Genomic DNA, 17,006 nt, shown 5'->3' on the forward strand with positions numbered 1-17,006 from the left:
GGCTCTTCGGACATCTGGTGGGGTTCAGGCGTTGAGGCCGCCGGCGGCGAGGAGCATGCGGAGTCGGTAGTTGTCGCGGTTGCGGTAGCCGCGGGCGATGCGGCGGTGGAGTTCGATGATGCCGTTCACGGCTTCGGTGCCGCCGTTGTTGGCGCGGTCGGTGGTGAAGTAGGCCAGAAACGCTTGTTGCCAGCGGCGCAGGGTCCGTCCCAGGCGGGCGACCTCGGCGATGGGGCAGGTGTGGAACGAGGCCAGGATCTTCTCGGCGCGGCGCCGTCCCTCGGCGGTGTCCTTGGTGCGGTAGGCCGCGCGCAGGTCCTGGGCGCACCGCCAGGCGATGTAGACCTCCTCGTGGGCGTCATCGGCGGTGATCGCGACCTCGAGGCGGTGCAGCTGCTTGTCGGTCAGGTTCTCGGCGCCGGCGCGCAGGAGGGTCTGGATGCCGTACAGGGGGTCGCCCTTGCGGCCGCGGTGCCCGGTCGTGGCCTGCTGGACGCGGCGGCGGACTTCGTCGACGACCTGGGTGCCGAGCTTGACGACGTGAAACGCGTCCAGCACGGCGACCGCGTCGGCGAGCTCGGCGTCCAGGGCGGCCTTGTAGCCGCCGAAGGGGTCTAGCGCGGCGACCTGGACCCCGTCGCGGAAGGTGGCTCCGCGGTCGGTGAGCCAGTCGGCGTAGGCCTTCTTGGACCGGCCCGGGACCAGGTCCAGCAGGCGGGCACGGACCCGCCACCGTCCGTGTTCGTCCTGATGGCGGGTCAGGTCGACCATCCCGGTGAGCTCCTTGGGCCCACGTCGGCGGGTGTCGCCGTGATGCCAGATGTGCTCGTCGACGCCCAGAGAGGTGACGCCGGTGAACCGTGCCGGGTCCTCGGCCCGGGCCTGCAGCCGCGGCCGGACCGCGCGCCACAACGTCTTCCACGCCACCGCGAGCCGGCGCGCCAGACCCGACACGCAGGCGTGCTCGCGGCGCAGCTGGGCGATGGCCCAGGTCACCGCCCGGCACGTCAGCGACCCGCGGGCGGGGACCAGGTCGGGCAGCTGCTCGGTGAACGACCCGACCGGGCAGCCGGGGTCCGGGCACCGCCAGGTCCGCTGCCGCCACCGCAGCACGACGGGCACCTCGCCCGGCACGTCGTGCAGCACCCGGATCTTGCGGCCCCGGCCGACGGCGACGACGCCGCACCGCGGGCACCCCATCAGACCGGGCGGGGAAGAGACCGTCACCGTCAGCAACGTCGGTGATCGTTCGACGGCCTCGACCTGAACGACGTCCAGGCCCAGCAGCACGTCACATCGCGAACAGGGGTCGGTAGAAGGCGCGCTCGAGCACGCCGTAGCGTTGGACACGGTCGAGGTCTCCGCAGGGACGGTTTGCTTGGTCGCTGCTGATCCTCGGGGACCTCGACCCCCTCACCCCTGCACCTGACTCACCGGCGAGCCGTCACCCCCACCGGATGTCCGAAGAACCCGTTTCCTGGCGCAGACGGTGTGCGCCGTGGAGACGCGGCGGGGGGTCGCGGCGGCGGGCGAGCGCGGCTGGTCCGGCGCGGCCGTCCCCGCACGCACGTCCTGACGGGCGTCGTCAGACCGCCCCCGTCGCGCCGCCCGAGGAGGTCGGGCCCACGCCGGAACCTGCAGCGGGACCTGCACCGGCACGTCCGCGGGCCCGGGCGCTGCGGCGCAGGGCGGCGTCGTGGGCCAGCACCTCGAGCACGCGGTAGGGGCTGACGACCCGCAGCAGGGGCGGCCGCGTGCTGGTCCGCGGATCTGGCACGAGCACGTGCCGGATCACGGCCGGCAGGGACGGCGCCGGCAGGTCGCGCAGCTCGGCGACCGCGGCGACCTCGCGACCGATCTTGCGCCACAGGACGTCGGGGCGGGCGTGCCGTCGGTGCGGCATCGGCACCTCGACGTCGGGGGCGAAGGCGACCGACCAGCCGCGCGCCAGCACGCGCCACGACCACTCGAGGTCCTCCGAGGCGGCCAGGTCCTCCCGGAAGGGCTCGGCCTCCCACACCTCCCGCCGCCACGACGAGGCGTGGTTGCTCAGGCCCCAGAAGGGGTCGCGCCGGGCGTCGTCGGGGGTCTGCAGGTAGCGCCCCACGATCGGCCGGCCGGTCGGGTCCAGCCGCCGCCCGCTCGCGGCACCGACGCCGTCCTCCGCGAGGAGGGCCAGGCTCCGCTCGACCCAGTGCGGCCCGGCGACGCAGTGCGCGGACAGCGCGAGGTGGACGGCGGCGTCCGCGTGCGCGGCGCCGAGGTTCAGCGCGCCGCCGTAGGTGAAGGCCTCGGGTGGGACCGTCAGCACGGTGTCCGCCATCCGCCGCGCGACCTCGAGCGACCCGTCGACCGAGCCCGAGTCGACGACCACGACCTGCGGCCGCACCGTCTGCGCCCGGAGGCTCGCCAGGGCCCGCTCGAGCGCCGGCGCCTCGTCGCGGCAGCGCACGACGACCGTCGCTGCGGGCATCACGCCTGCGCCGGAGGATCGGTCGGCAGGTCGCGGACGCGCCGGGCGGGCACGCCGGCGTAGAGGCCGTGCGGCGCGCAGTCGCGGACGACGACGGCGCCCGTGGCGACGACGCACCCCTCGCCGATGGTCACGCCGGGCAGGACGGTCACGCGCGCGCCGAGCCAGCACCCGTCGCCGACGTGCACGGGGCGGCCCAGGGGTGTGCCCGCACGCTGCGCCGGGTCGTCGAGGGCGTGCGTGCTCGTGAGGAGCATGACCTCGTCGCCCAGCGCCACGCGGGCGCCGATCGTGATCTTGTCCCGCGCGTCGAGCGTGCAGCCGACCCCGATGTAGGAGCGCTCGCCGATGACGACGCGGGGCGAGCCGATGTGGCACGGCTGGACCAGGACGCCCGGCCCGAGGCGCACCCCGCACAGCCGCAGCCAGGCGGCACGGTGGCCGGGGCTCCAGGAGGTCCACATCGACAGGACGTTGACCGCGAGGCTCCACCGTGCCGGGGGTGGGCCCGGCACCGCCGGGTCGGCGCCGAACGGGTCGGGCGGCGGCTCCAGCCCGCGGGCGCGGCGACGCAGCGCGGCGAGGCCCCGCACTACGCCGTCCCCGTCGCGGTGCCCGTCGTCGGGTCGGTACCCGGGTCGGTACCCGGGTCGGCACTCGGGTCCGTCGTCGGGCCGGTCGTGGAGCCCGTCGTCGGCGGGAGCGTCTCGTCGAGCGTGGGGTGCGCCGTCCCCCACGGGACCTGGGCGCCCACGTGGTCGCCGAGCAGCCGTGCGAGGCGCCACGGCGTCACGCGGCGCACGGGGTCCGGCCAGCGGGAGAACTCGTCGGGCAGCGGCGCGCGTGCCACGGTCCGCAGGAGGTCCCGGGGCCCCGGGCGCGGGATCGCGCCGAGCGCCGCGAACGCCGCCGACTCCTTGCGGTGCCGGGCGAAGGTGACGGGCAGCGTCTCCGTCGCCCGGTGCATCGCGGGGACGTAGAGGTGGGGGTCGAACAGGACGGTCCAGCCCGCCGCCAGGACCCGCCAGGACCACTCCTTGTCCTCGCACGCGACGAGGTCCTCCCGGAACGGCAGCTCCCGCCACACCGAGGCCCGCCACGAGGACCCGTGGTTGGAGAAGCCCCAGTACGGGTCCCGGCGGACGTCGTCGCGGGTCTGCGCGTAGGGACGGCGCAGGGGGACGCCGGAGGGCGTGCGGCCCGCCTGGTTGGTCGCGGCGACGCGCGGGTCGGCGTAGTGGGCCATGGAGCGCTCGACCCAGTCGTCGTAGGCCGGCGCGCAGTGCGCGGACAGCGCGAGGTGCACGTCCCCCGAGGCCGCCGCCGCCCCGACGTTGAGGGCCCCGCCGTAGGTGAAGTCCGCCGGCGCCACGTGCAGGACGAGGTCGGCCCACCGCTCGGCGATCTCGACGGTGCCGTCCGTCGACCCCGAGTCGACGACCACCACCTCCACCGGCACGGTCTGCGAGCGCAGCGCCCGCAGGGCCGTCTCGATCGTGTGCGCGCGGTCGCGCGCCCGCACGATCACCGAAGCCCGCATCGTCACCCCGTCCTGCCGGCCCTGCTGCCGGTACCGCTGCCAGTGCCGCTGCCAGTATCGGTGCCAGTATCGGTGCCGCCGGGGGCGTGCCGCAGGGGCTCGGCGGGTGGCCCACGGCGGGTTCACCCGGACGCACCACCGCCGCGCCGGCGCAGCACCGTGCGGACGTCCCGCACGACCTCGGCGAGGAGCGCCGGCAGCAGCAGGCGCACGAGTCCGGTGTAGGTCACCACCCCGGCCAGCACCGCGGCGGCGACGACCGCGGCCCGCGGGCCGGGGAGCTGCAGGACCGCCGTGGCTCCGCCGAAGGCGGCCCCGCTCGCGCCGAGCGCCAGGGCACCCGGCACCCAGGCCGAGGCCCCGACGGCGACGACCCGTCGCAGCACGAGCGCGTGCAGGGCCAGGAGCAGCACGGACTCGCCGATCAGGGCCGCGCTCAGCACGACGAGACCGTGCGGTCCGGCGAGGACCACGACCACCACGTGCACGACGAGCGCGACCGCCGTGAGGGCGAGGTCCAGGCCCGTGCGCCCCCGGGTGAGGTACACCGCCCGGGCGAAGTACGACAGCGCCCCGACGCCGTAGGCGGCGCACAGCAGCTGCGCCGGCACGACCGAGGGGCCCCACTGCGGACCGAACAGGAGGGGCAGGAGCACGGGGCTGAGGGCGCCGACGGCCGCCACCGCGGGACCGAGCGCGAGGGTGGCGTAGGCCGTGGCGGTGGAGAACGTCCGCGCCAGCCGGCGGTCGTCGTCGCCCGAGCGGGCGAAGACCGGCAGCCCGACCTGGTCGAGGACGGAGATCGTCGCCTGCGCCACGACCGCCAGGATGCGAGTGGCCACCGCCCAGTAGCCCAGCACGGTGGTCCCGGCGACCGCGCCGAGCAGGAACTGGTCCACCCGGTCGCGCAGCTGCTGGACGAGCGAGGTCCCCAGCAGCGGCAGCCCGAAGCGGGCCATCCGCACCGCCGCCGGCCGGGAGAACCGCAGGCGCGGCCGCCAGGGGTGCAGCGCCAGCACCAGGCCCGTGGCGACGACCGTCTGCGCGAGGGTCTGCGCGACGATGCTCCACACGCCGGCCCCGGCGAGCGCCGCGGACACCCCGACGACGGCCCCGACGAGACCGGCCACGACCTCCCGCAGCGCGAGCGGCCGCATCGCCAGGTCCCGCAGCAGCAGGGCGGTCGGGACCGCGGCGGGTGCCGTGAGCAGCGCCACCGGGGCCACCGCGCGCAGCACCGGTGCCAGGCCGGGCTCCCCGAGGGCGGCCGCGAGCGGCTCCGCCAGCACCAGGACGAGGGCGGTGGCCGCGACGGCCTGCGCCAGCACCAGCCAGAACGCGGTGGCGACGTCGTCCTCGTCGACCTCCCGGCTGCGGACCAGGTACGTGCCGAAGCCGAGGTCGAGGACCGCGGCGACGAACCCGGCGACCCCGAGCGCCAGGGCCGCCGTGCCGATCTCGGCGGGCAGCAGCAGCCGCCCCAGCACCGCGAAGGTCGCCAGCCCGGACAGGCGCAGCACCCACGTCGACAGCGCGACCCAGCCCGTGCCGCGCAGGGCCCGCTCGCGGAAGTCGCCCGGCACGCCCCGACGGTACCCGCCGCCCTGCGCACCCTCGGGGGGTGCCGGCGCCGTCATCCCTGCGGGCGGGGCCGGACGGGTGACGCGCCCCTAGGGTGACGGGGTGGAAGTGCTGCCCACGTCGCCGCTCCCCCCGCCGGGCACCCCGCTGCCCTCGACGGCCGCGCGCGTCGTGCTCATGTGCGGCCCCTCGGGCGCCGGCAAGACGACCGTGGCGCGGGGGCTGGAGGCGCGGGGCTTCGTGCGTCTGTCCGTCGACGACGAGACGTGGCGGCGGGGCCACCGCGCGCACCCCGTCACCGTCGAGGTGGCGGAGGAGGTCGACGCCGTGCTGCGCGGACGGCTGCTGGAGGTCCTCGCGGCGGGCGGGCGCGTGGTGCTCGACTTCTCCTTCGCGACCCGTGCGAGCCGGGACGACTACCGGGCACTGGTCCACGGCGTCGGCGTGGAGGCGGAGACGTGGTACGTCGACACGCCGCGGGCGGAGGCGCTGCGCCGGGTGGCGGCACGTCGGGGCCGCGCACCCGACGACGTCGTGCTCGCGCCCGAGGTCGCCGCCGCGCACGTGGACGGGTTCGAGGTGCCGACGCCGGAGGAGGGGCCGTTGCGGGTCCTGCGCGACGGGCGGGAGGTGCGCCCGTGAGGCGTCCCGAGGGCGGGCCGCAGGGCGGCGACCGCGCCGGAGGGCCCGTCGGCGCGACGACGGCCGGTCCCGGAGCGCTCCTCGCCGCGTGCGCCCTGCACCTGGGGTTCCAGGCCGTCGTCACCCGCGTCGTCTACCCGGCGCTGGCGGAGGTGCCGGCCGACCGGTTCGCCGCCGCGCACGCGGCCCACTCCCGGCGGATCGCGGTCGTCGTCGCGCCCGTCTACGGCGTGCTCGCCGCCGCGTGCCTGCGGGCGCTGCCCGCGGTGGCCCGGCAACCGCTCCTGCTCGTGCCCCTGACGGCCTCGGCCGCGGCGGCGGCGACGACGGCCGCCGTAGCCGCCCCCACCCACCGCCGGCTGGGCCGGGAGGGACCGGCCCCCACGCTGCTGCGGCGGCTGCGGCGCGCCGACCGGGTCCGCCTCGTGTGCGCCCTCGTCGCGGCCTGCGGCGCCACGGCGGCCGCCGTCAGCGCACCGGCGCGAGCCCGGGCGTAGCCCCCGGCGCGCTGCCCGCTGCCGCACCGGTGACCGCACCCGTGACCGCACCCGTGACCGCACCTGTGACCGCACCTGTGACCGCGCGGAAGGCCCGCGCCGGACCCGGATCGGCGGCCACGGCGTCGGCCGTCGCGCGCAGGACGGCGGTCCCGGGCATCCCGGGGTCGAGCGCGGCGAGCACCGCCGCCCGCAGCTCGTCGGCCGTCGCCCGGTTCGGGTCGAGGACGACGCCCGCGCCGGTGCGCTCGAGGGCCGCGGCCCCGGCGAACTGGTCCGTCGAGAAGGGCAGCACGACCATCGGGGTGGCGGTGGCGACGGCCTCCGTCACGGAGTTGTTGCCCCCGTGCGTGACGGCCACCGCGGCCCGGCGCAGCAGCCGCACCTGCGGCAGGTGCTCGCGCACGAGCCAGCCGGCCGGCACGGGACCGAGGGCGTCCACCGGCGTCGTGCCGCACGCGACCGCCGCCCGGACGCCCGCCGCCCGGAGCCCGGCGGCCACGCGAGCCAGCACGTCGCCGCGGACCGACAGGAAGCTGCCGAGGCTGACGTAGACGAACGGCTCCTCGTCGCGCAGCCACGCGTCCACCTGCGGGTCGGCGGGCTCGTCGCGCAGGGCGGCGCCGAGGTGCACGTGCGGCGGCAGCAGGGGCGTGCGCGCCGGGTCGGTCAGCTCCGCCGGGTAGTTGAACAGGACGAGGGGCCCGTGCAGCGCGAAGGCGTCGGTCACCCCGGTCCCGGCTGCCGCCCCCGGCCCCGCCACCTGTGCCGCCGCCGCGCGCCACTGGGTGGTGAACCGGTCCGCGACACGCCGGCACAGCGCGTCGAGCTCCGAGAGCGCCGCGGCATCGGGACGGAACGCCCGCGGCCAGGCCGGCGGCCGGCCGTAGACCTCGTCACCCACGGGCAGGGCCGTGGGGTGCCCGAGCACGACGTCGGCGTAGGGCACCTGCCCCGCCTCGAGCCCGAGCCGCGCGCTGTAGGCGAGGTGGTCGACGAGGACCGCGTCCGGCCGGACCGCGTCGACGACGGCCAGCGTCTCGCGCGCCTTCTCGACGGGTCGCCACATGAGGTCCACCAGCCGCTCGCGCGCCTGGTACGCCAGCGTCGGGACCATCCCGCGCCGGGTGGCGTCGAAGAACCCCTGCAGGGAGTCGGCCTCCGCACGGACCTGGGCCTCGGCGCGGATGACTCCCGGGTTGGACCCCCGGCCGAGGGTGAGCGGCACGCGCTCGTACCCGAACCTCTCGACGATGCCGGCCGTGGCCGGTCCCGACGCGACGACGACGCGCTCACCGGCGTCGCGCCACGCGGCGGCCACCGCGGCCAGCGGCAGCAGGTGAGAGGCGTAGTCGGGGCTGACGACGAGCAGCGTCATGCCGGCACCGCCGCCGCGACGCGGCCCGCGCGGTCCTCGGTCACGACGCCGGCGTACACGGTGCCCAGCGTCGCGGCCATCCGCTCGACGGTGAAGCTGCGCTGCACCGTCCGCAGCGAGCGCGCCGCGCGGCGGTCGTCGGTCTCGGCCAGCGACGCGTCGAGCGCCGCCCCCACCGCGGCCGCCAGCCGGTCGCGGTCCCAGGTGGCCGTGAGGAACCCGGTGACGCCCTCCACGACGTACGTGGCGGGGCCGCCGCCGTCGGGGGCCACGACGAGCAGGCCCGAGGCCATCGCCTCGAGCAGCGCGATGCCGAACTCCTCCTTGACGCTGGCGCAGGCGTAGACGCCCTGCGGGGCGACGAGGCCGGGCAGCCCCGTGCGCACCGCGGCGACCCAGCGCGCGACGACGCCGTTGGGCCGGTGACCGGGCAGCAGCAGCCCCGCCGCCGCCCGCTCCGCCGGCGGGACGACGGCGGCGATGCGGTCGAGCTGCTCGCGCTCGTCGTCGGAGGGCTGCTGCACGTCCCCGCCGACGACGAGGAGGTTCGCCCGCTCGCGCAGCCCGCCCGCCGCCCACGCCTCCACGAGCGTGGCCATGCCCTTCACGCGGTGCAGCCGCCCGACGCTGACGACGAGGGGCAGCCCCCGGCGCTCGGGCGCCAGGCCCGCGACGAGTGCGCGCAGCTCCGCCAGCGGCGCCGTCGGCTCGCCGCCCCGCGCGTGCGCGGAGGCCTCGGCCACGGCCCGCTCGACGACGCCGAGGTCCACCCCCTCGGGGACGACGGTGTGCCGCTCCGGGCGGGCCGCGATGTCGACGCCGACGAGGCGGCGCACGTCCTTGCGCAGCGAGGGGCGCGGGAACAGCACGGTGTGCGCGGCGTTCGCGGCCAGCCGCTGCACGAGCCGGGCGCGGAACCAGAAGTGCTCGGCGACGTCGACGTCGCCGAGGTTGTCGCGCCGCAGGCGGCCGGACAGGTCGAGGGAGTGGATGACGGCGTGCGGGTCGGGCGCGAGGGTGAACACCACCGGGATGTCGAGCTCGCGCGCGACGTCGGCCGCCGCGAGGCTCCCGACGTCGGCCATGCGCAGGTGCAGGACGTCCACGCCGGCCGCCCGCACCACCCGGCGGATGCCGCGCCGGGCCGCGACGCGCAGCGGCCAGGCGGCGGGCGCCGGCACGGGGTCGTGGAGCAGGGGCACGCGCCCGTACACGTGGCCGGGCCGGGTGAGCCCGGCCAGGTCCGCGCGCGCCTCCACGGCCGAGCCGCGCGAGAGCGTCACGACGCGGGCGACCCGCTCGTCGCCCGAGGACGCGCCCGCGCCCGGCACGACGAGCGCGTCGCCCAGCCGCACGAGGAGCGTGGCGATGCCGCCGTTGTCCCCCGCGCCGGCCGCGGTCAGGCAGGCGTCGACGTCCGCGTGCAGGAACAGCTGGCCGACGGTGAGGCCGTCACCGGCCCCTCCCCCGTCGACCGGGGCGTCGGGACGACCGCGCGCCGCGGCCGCACCCGGCGCGGCCGCCTCCGCGTCCAGCAGCGCGAGGCGCGCCACGTCGGCCAGGTGCCCCGGCGCGGCCGCGAGCCGGTCGAGCAGGGCGAGCACCGCGGGCACGGCGGGCCGGTCCCCGAGCGCCGCGACCGCGGCGACCCGCGCCGTCTCGCCCTCGGCGTCGTCGGCGGCCACCGCCATGAGCGGACGGACGGCCAGGGGGTGCGGGACGAGCCCGAGCGTCTCCACGAGCCGCGCCCGCGGTCCGGGCTCCCGCACGCCGACGAGCGCGCCCTCCAGCCCGAGGGCCACGTGCTCCGGCGCGTGCACCGCCCACTGCTCCAGGCTGCGCTGGGCCAGCATGCCGGTGAAGCCGCCGGTCGCCGTCAGCGCGACGAGGCGCGCGACCGCGTCGGGCCGGGGCAGCCCGCCGCCGATGACCCAGGCGGCGTGCTCGCGCAGGAACGGACGCGGGTCCGACAGGAGGCCGCTCACGACGCGCGACGCCTCCTCGTCGGCGACCGCGCCGAGCGCGTGCACCGCCGCGACCGCCGCGAGCTGGTCGCCGTCGTCGAGCGCCCCGCGCAGGACCCGCACGGTCCGGGCGCCGGGGTCGCGGCTGGCCTCGAAGGCGAGCTCGTCGGCGAGGCGCACGGCGTCGACGATGCGGTCGGCGGCGCGCAGCGCGTCGAGCGCGGTCTGGATGCCCACGGCGGATCCCCCGGTCTGGAGACGGGCCGGGCGTCGACGGCCAACCCGTCCCCGGCGACCGCGATGCTAGTGACGCCGCAGCTCGGAGGCGCCGCCACGGACGGGTGGTCCGTCCGGCGGCTCTCAGGTGCTGGGCCGGAGGTGCTACGCGGTCGCGTGGCCGCCGCGCGGGCCATCCCACACGTCGAACAGCTCGCCGAGCGACATCATCGCCACGAGCTCGAGCACCTGGTCGCCCGCGCCCCGCAGCGGCACCCGCCGCCGGCCGCCCGCGACCCAGACCTGGATCAGCAGCGCCATGCCCGCCGAGTCGACGAAGGTCACGTCCGTGACGTCGATCTCCTGGACCCGCGCCCCCTCGACGGCCCGGACGACCTCGCGCACGTGCGGGGCCAGCAGCAGGTCGACGTCGCCGGCCAGGCGCACCACCACGCCGTCGTCCTGCGGCTCGACCTCCACCCGCCCGTGCGCTGTGGACACCGCGGCGGGGACGGGGGTGCTGTCGGCCATGCCGCACAGCATGCGGGGCGACCGCCGCGTCGGCGACCGCGACGGGACGTCCCCGGGGCGCGTCCTCAGCCGCCCGCGGCGCCCTCCGCAGGGGACGCCGCCCCGGCGAGGACCCGGGCGCGCGCGAGCACCGCGTCGAGCATCGCGGGCGTCAGCCGGCCGGTGAAGGTGTTCTGCTGGCTGACGTGGTAGCAGCCCAGCAGCGTGAGCCGGCGCCCGCCCGGACCGGCGAGGACGACCTCGGCGCCGTGGGCGAACGCCGGCCGCGGGCGCGGCAGCACCCACCCGAGGTCGGCGAGCGTGGCGAGCAGCGCCGCCCAGCCGAAGGCGCCGAGGACGACGGCCACCGCGGGGTCGACGAGCTCCACCTCCCGGGCGAGGTACGGCGCGCACCGCCGGCGCTCGTCGGGCGTCGGGGCGTTGGCGGGCGGCGCGCAGCGCACCGGTGCCGTCATGCGGGCGCCCGTGAGGCGCAGGCCGTCGTCGGCCGACCGCGTCGTGGGCTGGGACGCCAGCCCGGCGCGGTGCAGGGCGGCGACGAGCACGTCCCCCGAGCGGTCGCCGGTGAACATCCGGCCGGTGCGGTTGGCGCCGTGCGCGGCCGGCGCGAGCCCGACGACGAGCACCCGCGCGTGCGGGTCCCCGAAGCCGGGGACGGGCCGCGCCCAGTACTCCTCGTCCCGGTACGCCGCCCGGCGCTCACGGCCGACCGTCTCGCGCCAGGCGACGAGGCGGGGGCAGGCACGGCACCCGACGACGAGCGCGTCGAGCGCGGCCACGTCGGCGCAGCCGCGCGCGGCGAGCGGGTGGGCGGCGGCGTGCTCGTCGTCGGACGCCGCGGGCGCGGCACCGGAGGTCACCGCACGCCCTACCGCGAGGCGGCGGCCCCCGCGCCGGTGGTCCGCGTGGCGGCACCCCACTGCGCCGGGTCGCCGCGCTCGGCGACCACCTGGTCGTAGATCGGCGTCTCGCCGATGCGGGCGGGCCGCGGGCGGCTGGGCGGGATGGTCATCGTCGGGACCTCTCGGGGCGTCGCTGGTCGAACGGGTGGGGACGGACGTGCACGGGTCGCCCCATCCTGGGTGGTCGGGCGCGCGTCGGCACGTCGGCCTACCGCAGGAGGCCGGCCGCCAGGGCCGTCGGCGCGGTCGGGGCGAGCGGCAGCCGCTGCAGCAGCACGGCGTGCACGGAGTGGTACAGGTCGGGCCGGCCGGGCCAGACGGTGCCCGCCGGGCGGTTCTGAGGATCGAGCTCGTGGATCCACGAGCCCTGCGGCGTGACGACGTGCTCCGAGGCGTAATCCCACCACGTGCGGTACCAGTCCTCGTAGCGCCGCTCCCCCGTCACGGCGCCGAGGGCGGCGGCCGCGCCGACGGCCTCCGCCAGCACCCAGTGCATGCGCTGGCGCACGACGGGGCGGCCCTCCCAGTCCGTCGTGTAGACGAACCCGTCCTCCCCGTCCGCGGCCCAGCCGTCGGCGACCGCGCGCTCGAACAGGCCCTGCGCGCCCTCGAGCAGCCCGGCCGGCGCCTCGTCCCCCAGGGCCGCGCGCACGTGCAGCGCCAGCCGGGCCCACTCCAGGCCGTGCCCGACCGTCGCGCCGTAGGGCTCGAAGGGGTGGTCCGGCTCGTCGCGGTGGTGCTCCATCTGCGGCTGCCACTCGGCGTCGAAGTGCTCGGGGATGCGCCAGTCGTTGCCGGCGGCCCAGCCGAGCACCGTGGCGGCGATGCGTCCCGCACGCCGCCGCCAGCGCTCGTCGCCGGTGGCGTCGGCGGCCGCCAGCAGCGCCTCGACGCTGTGCATGTTCGCGTTCACGCCCCGGTAGACCGAGACCTGCGACCAGTCGGCGGAGACCGCGTCCAGGTGCAGACCGGGGCCGTCCTCCCAGAACCGCGTGTCGAGGACCTCGAGGGCGTCGTCGAGCAGGTCCCGGGCCCCGGGCAGGCCGGCGACCGACCCCGTCGCCGACGCGAAGACGACGAAGGCGTGCGCGTAGGCGGCCTTCGTCGTGTCCCGCTCGTCCCCGGGGCCGACGGAGGCGTACCAGCCGCCGTGCTCCGCGTCGTGCAGCGGGCCGCGCAGCCCCGCGAGGGCGTGCGCCGCGAGGGCCCGGGTCCCGGGCAGCCCCGCCAGGTGCCCGAGCCCGTAGACGTGCGCCATCCGCGCGGTGACCCACGTGTGGACGGGCCGCGAGAGGTCGGGCCGGCCCTCGTCGTCGAGGTAGTGCGCGCCACCGCCGGCGGCGGGGAACCCGCGGCCGGAGCGCAGCTGGTCGGCCAGCGCACCGGCGAGCCAGGCCCGGTGGTCGGGCAGGTCGACCCACCGCACGACCGTGTCGTCCTGCCGCACCGGCACCGCCTGCTGCATGGTCCCTCCCGGGGACTCGTCGTCGAGCCTCTGCCCGGACCCGTCACCCGGACGGTGCCCGTCCTCATCATGCCGGACGCGGCGGCCCCAGCAGCACGCCCGTGCAGCGTCGTCGAGGCGACCGTGCCGCGACCGTGCCGCGTCCGTGCCGCGTCCGTGCCGCGTCCGTGCCGCGTCCGTGCCGCACGCCCGTCCGCACGGCCCGAGGGGGCAGGATGGGCGCCCGTGACAGGCGCCGAGGACGTGGTCGTGGACTGCGGGCTGTACGAGGCGGGTCGGCGCGTGCCCGGGCACCTGCCACTGGCGGCGGCGGGCACCGCGCCGGTGTCGCCCGACGGGTTCGTGTGGGTGGCGCTCCAGTCGCCCGCCACCGGGGACCTCGACGAGGTCGCGCGCACCTTCGGCCTGCCCGCGCTCGCGGTCGAGGACGCCGTGCACGCGCACCAGCGCCCCAAGCTCGAGGTGTACGGCGAGGACGCGTTCGTCGTCCTCAAGCCCGTGCGCTACGTCGACCACGAGGAGGTCGTGGACGTCGGCGAGCTAGCCCTCTTCCTCACCGCGCACGCGGTCGTGACCGTGCGGCACGGCGCCTTCGTCGCCGACGCCATGACGCAGGTCCGGGCCGAGCTGGACGCGCGGGGCACCGGGGGCGACGACGGCGGCGGCGACGACGACGACCTGCCCCTCTTCGGTCCCGCGACGGTGCTGTACCGCGTGGCGGACCGCATCGTCGACGGGTACGAGGACGTGGTGGCGGCGCTCGAGGTCGACGTCGACGAGATCGAGGAGGCCGTCTTCGGCCCCGACGGCGAGGACCGGTCGGCCCGCATCTACGCTCTGAAGAAGGAGGTCGCCGAGTTCCGGCGGGCGGTCCTGCCGCTCGTCCGGCCCCTGGAGCGGCTGGCGGACGCCGAGGTCCCGCACGTGCCGGACGCCGCGCGGCCGTGGTTCCGGGACGTGCACGACCACCTGCTGCGGGCGGTCGAGGCGCTGGAGGTCGTCGACCGGCAGCTCACCGACGTCCTGCAGGCGAACAGCGCGCGCGTCAGCAGCCGGCAGAGCCGCGTGGCCCTGCGGCAGAACGAGGACATGCGCAAGATCTCGGCCTGGGCGGCCATCGCGCTCGTGCCCACGGCCATCGCGGGGATCTACGGCATGAACTTCGAGCACATGCCGGAGCTGACGTGGCGCTACGGGTACCCCGCGGTGCTCCTCGTCATCCTCGGCGCGTGCCTGTTCCTGCACCGCGCCTTCCGCCGCAACGGGTGGCTGTGAGGTCGGCTGTGAGGTCGGCGACGAGGGCCGGTGGCGCGGTCAGCAGCACGGCACTCACGAGCACGGCACTCAGGAGCACCGCACTCACGAGCACGGCACTCACGACCGCGCTGGCCGGCGGGCTCGTGGCCGTCCTGGCCGCGTGCACGCCGGGGGCGGGCCCGACGAGCGCCGCGGTCGGGGGCGGCGGCGGCGCCGGGCCGGGCGCGGGCGCGTCCGCGGTCGCGTCGCCCTCCGCGTCGCCGGTCGCGCCGGTCCCCCGCCCCTCCGCCACGCCGACCGCCCCCGCTGCGGCGACCGCAGGCGCCGTCGCCACGCCCCGCCCGCCGGCCGGGACGGCCGTCGTCGCGCCCGACGACGCCGTCGCCGCCGCGGTGGCGACGAGCGCCGCGCTGTTCGCGACCGCCCCGGTGGTCGTGCTCGCGCCCGTCGAGGACCTCCGCGCCCAGGTGCGGGCGGCGCGCGCCGCCGTGGCGCTGGGGGTGCCGCTGCTGCTCACGGCGGGGGCCGCCGCGGGACCGGTCGTCGCCGCGGAGGTGGACCGTCTCGGCGCCCGCGTGGTGCTGCACGTCGGCGCCGCACCGGCCGTGCCTGACGCGCCCGACGCGCCCGACGCGCCCGACGTGCGCGACGTCGTGGCGCCCGCGGACGACGCGGCGCTGGCGGACCTGCTCGGGCGGGCGCTGCCGGCGGTGGCCGACGGGGTGGCCGGCGACGGCTCGCCGGCGGCCGTGCTCGCCGTCACGGACGCCGTCGCGGCGGCGTCCCCGGCGGGGACGGCACCGGCACCGTCACCAGCACCCGTACCGGGCGCGGGCGCCGGGCCCGCGCGCGACGCCGCGGAGGCCCTGCTGCGCCGGACCCGGCCCGGCCCGCCGGCGGGTACCGGGCTCGTCGTCGTCGACGGCGGGACGCCCTCGCCCGCCGCGGCGGCGTCCGCCCGCGCCGCCGGTCTGCCCGTGGCCGTCGTCGCGGGAGCCGACGTGGCCGCCGCGGACGCCGTCGTCCGCGTGGCGGCCTCCGCGGGCGCACCGCTGGCGCCCGACGCGCCCGTCCTGGCGGTCGGGGCCTTCGCCGATCCCGGCACCCTCGCGTGGCAGGTCCGCGCGGCGTCGACCGGGGTGCAGCTGCCCGGCGGCGGGCAGCGCGTCCTGCCGGGCAGGCACCTCGTCGCCCTGTACGGCACGCCCGGGGCGCCCGCGCTGGGGCTCCTCGGCGAGCAGGGCCTCGAGGCGACGCTGCAGCGGGCCCGCGAGGTCGCGGCGCCCTACGACGCGCTGACCGACGCGCCCGTCGTGCCCACGCTCGAGATCATCGCGACGGTGGCGTCCGCCGGACCGGGGGACGGCGACTACTCCTCCGAGCTCGACCCCGCCGTGCTCGCGCCCTGGGTCGACGCGGCCGGTGCCGCCGGCGCCTACGTCCTGCTCGACCTGCAGCCCGGCCGCGACGACTTCCTCACCCAGGCCCGCGCCTACGAGGACCTGCTGCGCCGGCCGTGGGTCGGGCTCGCGCTCGACCCGGAGTGGCGTCTGGCGCCCGACGAGCTGCCGCTGCAGCAGATCGGGTCGGTCGGCGTCGACGAGGTCGAGGCGGTGCGCGCCTGGCTGGTCGACCTCGTGCGGCGGGAGGCGCTGCCGCAGAAGCTGCTGGTGCTGCACCAGTTCCGCGCGAGCATGGTGCAGGGCCGCGAGCGCCTGACCACGACGCGTCCGGAGGTCGCCGTCCTGGTCCACGTGGACGGGCAGGGCAACCAGCCCGCCAAGGCCGGCACGTGGGCGGCCCTGCGGCGGGACGCCCCGCCCGGCCTGCTGTGGGGCTGGAAGAACTTCCTCGACGAGGACACGCCCGTGCTGACCCCCGAGCAGACCTGGGCGGTGCAGCCGACGCCCGACCTCGTCACCTACCAGTAGCGTCCCCAGCGCACGGCGTCCGGCCCGACGAGGTCGGCGGGCGTGTCGGCGTCGCGGCCGTCGTGCAGGTCGGCGCACGGCACGGCCACGGCCCCGGGCCCGGCGAGCAGGTCGCGCGCGCCGCCGCCACGGGCGAGCGCCGGCCAGTGGTCGCGGCCGAGCACCACCGGGTGGCCGGGCCGCCCGGCGTAGGTGGCCCGGGCCAGCGCGGCCGGGCCCCGGGCGGCGCCCAGCACGCGGGCGACGACGTCGGGGGTCGTGGGCGCGTCGACGAGCACGACGACGGCGACGTCGGGGCGGGGCGTGCCGCGGCGGTCCGGGTACCGCTCGACGAGGTCCGCGACGCCGGCGGCCAGGGACGCCTGCGGCCCGCGCTCCCACCCGGACGCCCGCACCACCGCGACGTCCGAGGGGACGAGCCGGGCGACCTCGTCCCCGTGGGCGCCGACGACGACGAGGACCTCGGCGCACCCGGCCGCCCGGAGCACCGCGCAGGCGGCGACGACCCACGGCGTCCCGTCGGTGGTGCGCAGCGCGCCCTTGGGGCCGCCCATGCGGGTGCCGTCCCCCGCGGCGAGCACGAGGCCGACAGGGACGGGTGCGGCCACGCGCGTGCCCGCCCCGCTCAC

At 78.0% G+C, this 17,006-nt stretch carries 16 protein-coding genes; 4 read left to right on the plus strand and 12 right to left on the minus strand.

What is annotated here, in order from left to right:
* Positions 1-24: 24 nt before the first annotated feature.
* The 5 genes from BM048_RS15235 to BM048_RS15255 form a co-directional block, all read right to left on the minus strand.
* The gene (locus tag BM048_RS15235) at positions 25-1,350 is read right to left on the minus strand and encodes an ISL3 family transposase (protein ID WP_239079078.1); all 1,326 of its coding nucleotides are present in this window, start codon (positions 1,348-1,350) and stop codon (positions 25-27) included.
* A 235-nt stretch (positions 1,351-1,585) separates the two neighbouring features.
* Entirely contained in the window at positions 1,586-2,473 is an 888-nt protein-coding gene (locus BM048_RS15240) for a glycosyltransferase family 2 protein (protein ID WP_139224485.1), read from the minus strand.
* Positions 2,473-3,066 carry an acyltransferase gene (locus BM048_RS15245; protein ID WP_239078914.1) on the minus strand — a complete coding sequence of 198 codons (594 nt, stop codon included), beginning with the start codon at positions 3,064-3,066 and terminating at the stop codon, positions 2,473-2,475. The genes BM048_RS15240 and BM048_RS15245 overlap by 1 nt, the downstream gene beginning before the upstream one ends.
* Positions 3,066-4,013, minus strand: coding sequence for a glycosyltransferase family 2 protein (locus BM048_RS15250; RefSeq protein WP_139224486.1), 948 nt, complete (start codon positions 4,011-4,013; stop codon positions 3,066-3,068). The genes BM048_RS15245 and BM048_RS15250 overlap by 1 nt, the downstream gene beginning before the upstream one ends.
* A gap of 122 nt (positions 4,014-4,135) precedes the next feature.
* Positions 4,136-5,596: a lipopolysaccharide biosynthesis protein gene (locus BM048_RS15255; RefSeq protein ID WP_175499574.1), complete on the minus strand. Its 1,461-nt coding sequence runs from the start codon at positions 5,594-5,596 to the stop codon at positions 4,136-4,138.
* A 100-nt stretch (positions 5,597-5,696) separates the two neighbouring features.
* Here BM048_RS15255 and BM048_RS15260 point away from each other — a divergent pair, with 100 nt between their 5' ends.
* Positions 5,697-6,236: a P-loop nucleotide/nucleoside kinase family protein gene (locus BM048_RS15260; RefSeq protein ID WP_239078913.1), complete on the plus strand. Its 540-nt coding sequence runs from the start codon at positions 5,697-5,699 to the stop codon at positions 6,234-6,236.
* Positions 6,233-6,733, plus strand: a complete 501-nt coding sequence (locus BM048_RS18980; protein WP_203708922.1) for a hypothetical protein — start codon at positions 6,233-6,235, stop codon at positions 6,731-6,733. Before BM048_RS15260 ends, BM048_RS18980 begins: the two co-directional genes overlap by 4 nt.
* Here BM048_RS18980 and BM048_RS15270 read toward each other — a convergent pair.
* From BM048_RS15270 to BM048_RS15290, 6 genes are all read right to left on the minus strand, one after another.
* Positions 6,705-8,111 carry a nucleotide disphospho-sugar-binding domain-containing protein gene (locus BM048_RS15270; protein ID WP_090034349.1) on the minus strand — a complete coding sequence of 469 codons (1,407 nt, stop codon included), beginning with the start codon at positions 8,109-8,111 and terminating at the stop codon, positions 6,705-6,707. The genes BM048_RS18980 and BM048_RS15270 overlap by 29 nt on opposite strands.
* Positions 8,108-10,312, minus strand: coding sequence for a glycosyltransferase (locus tag BM048_RS15275; RefSeq protein WP_090034350.1), 2,205 nt, complete (start codon positions 10,310-10,312; stop codon positions 8,108-8,110). The genes BM048_RS15270 and BM048_RS15275 overlap by 4 nt, the downstream gene beginning before the upstream one ends.
* Positions 10,313-10,456: 144 nt before the next feature.
* Positions 10,457-10,822 carry an STAS domain-containing protein gene (locus tag BM048_RS15280; RefSeq protein WP_175499575.1) on the minus strand — a complete coding sequence of 122 codons (366 nt, stop codon included), beginning with the start codon at positions 10,820-10,822 and terminating at the stop codon, positions 10,457-10,459.
* 65 nt (positions 10,823-10,887) lie between these two features.
* Positions 10,888-11,682, minus strand: a complete 795-nt coding sequence (locus tag BM048_RS15285; RefSeq protein ID WP_090034353.1) for a uracil-DNA glycosylase — start codon at positions 11,680-11,682, stop codon at positions 10,888-10,890.
* Positions 11,683-11,690: 8 nt separating this feature from the next.
* On the minus strand, positions 11,691-11,834 hold the full coding sequence (locus tag BM048_RS18290; RefSeq protein ID WP_175499576.1) for a hypothetical protein: 144 nt from the start codon (positions 11,832-11,834) through the stop codon (positions 11,691-11,693).
* Positions 11,835-11,932: 98 nt separating this feature from the next.
* Positions 11,933-13,189, minus strand: a complete 1,257-nt coding sequence (locus BM048_RS15290) for an AGE family epimerase/isomerase (RefSeq protein WP_090034355.1) — start codon at positions 13,187-13,189, stop codon at positions 11,933-11,935.
* Positions 13,190-13,414: 225 nt separating this feature from the next.
* Here BM048_RS15290 and BM048_RS15295 point away from each other — a divergent pair, with 225 nt between their 5' ends.
* Complete coding sequence (locus BM048_RS15295) at positions 13,415-14,464, plus strand: magnesium and cobalt transport protein CorA (protein ID WP_217644273.1); 1,050 nt, start codon at positions 13,415-13,417, stop codon at positions 14,462-14,464.
* Positions 14,465-14,472: 8 nt separating this feature from the next.
* Positions 14,473-16,377: a hypothetical protein gene (locus BM048_RS15300; protein WP_139224487.1), complete on the plus strand. Its 1,905-nt coding sequence runs from the start codon at positions 14,473-14,475 to the stop codon at positions 16,375-16,377.
* On the opposite strand, the gene BM048_RS15305 is transcribed toward BM048_RS15300, so the two are convergent.
* Complete coding sequence (locus tag BM048_RS15305) at positions 16,368-17,006, minus strand: nucleotidyltransferase family protein (protein WP_239078912.1); 639 nt, start codon at positions 17,004-17,006, stop codon at positions 16,368-16,370. The genes BM048_RS15300 and BM048_RS15305 overlap by 10 nt on opposite strands.

Origin of the sequence: Cellulomonas marina, assembly GCF_900111925.1 — a bacterium.
Classification (GTDB): Bacteria; Actinomycetota; Actinomycetes; order Actinomycetales; family Cellulomonadaceae; genus Cellulomonas; species Cellulomonas marina.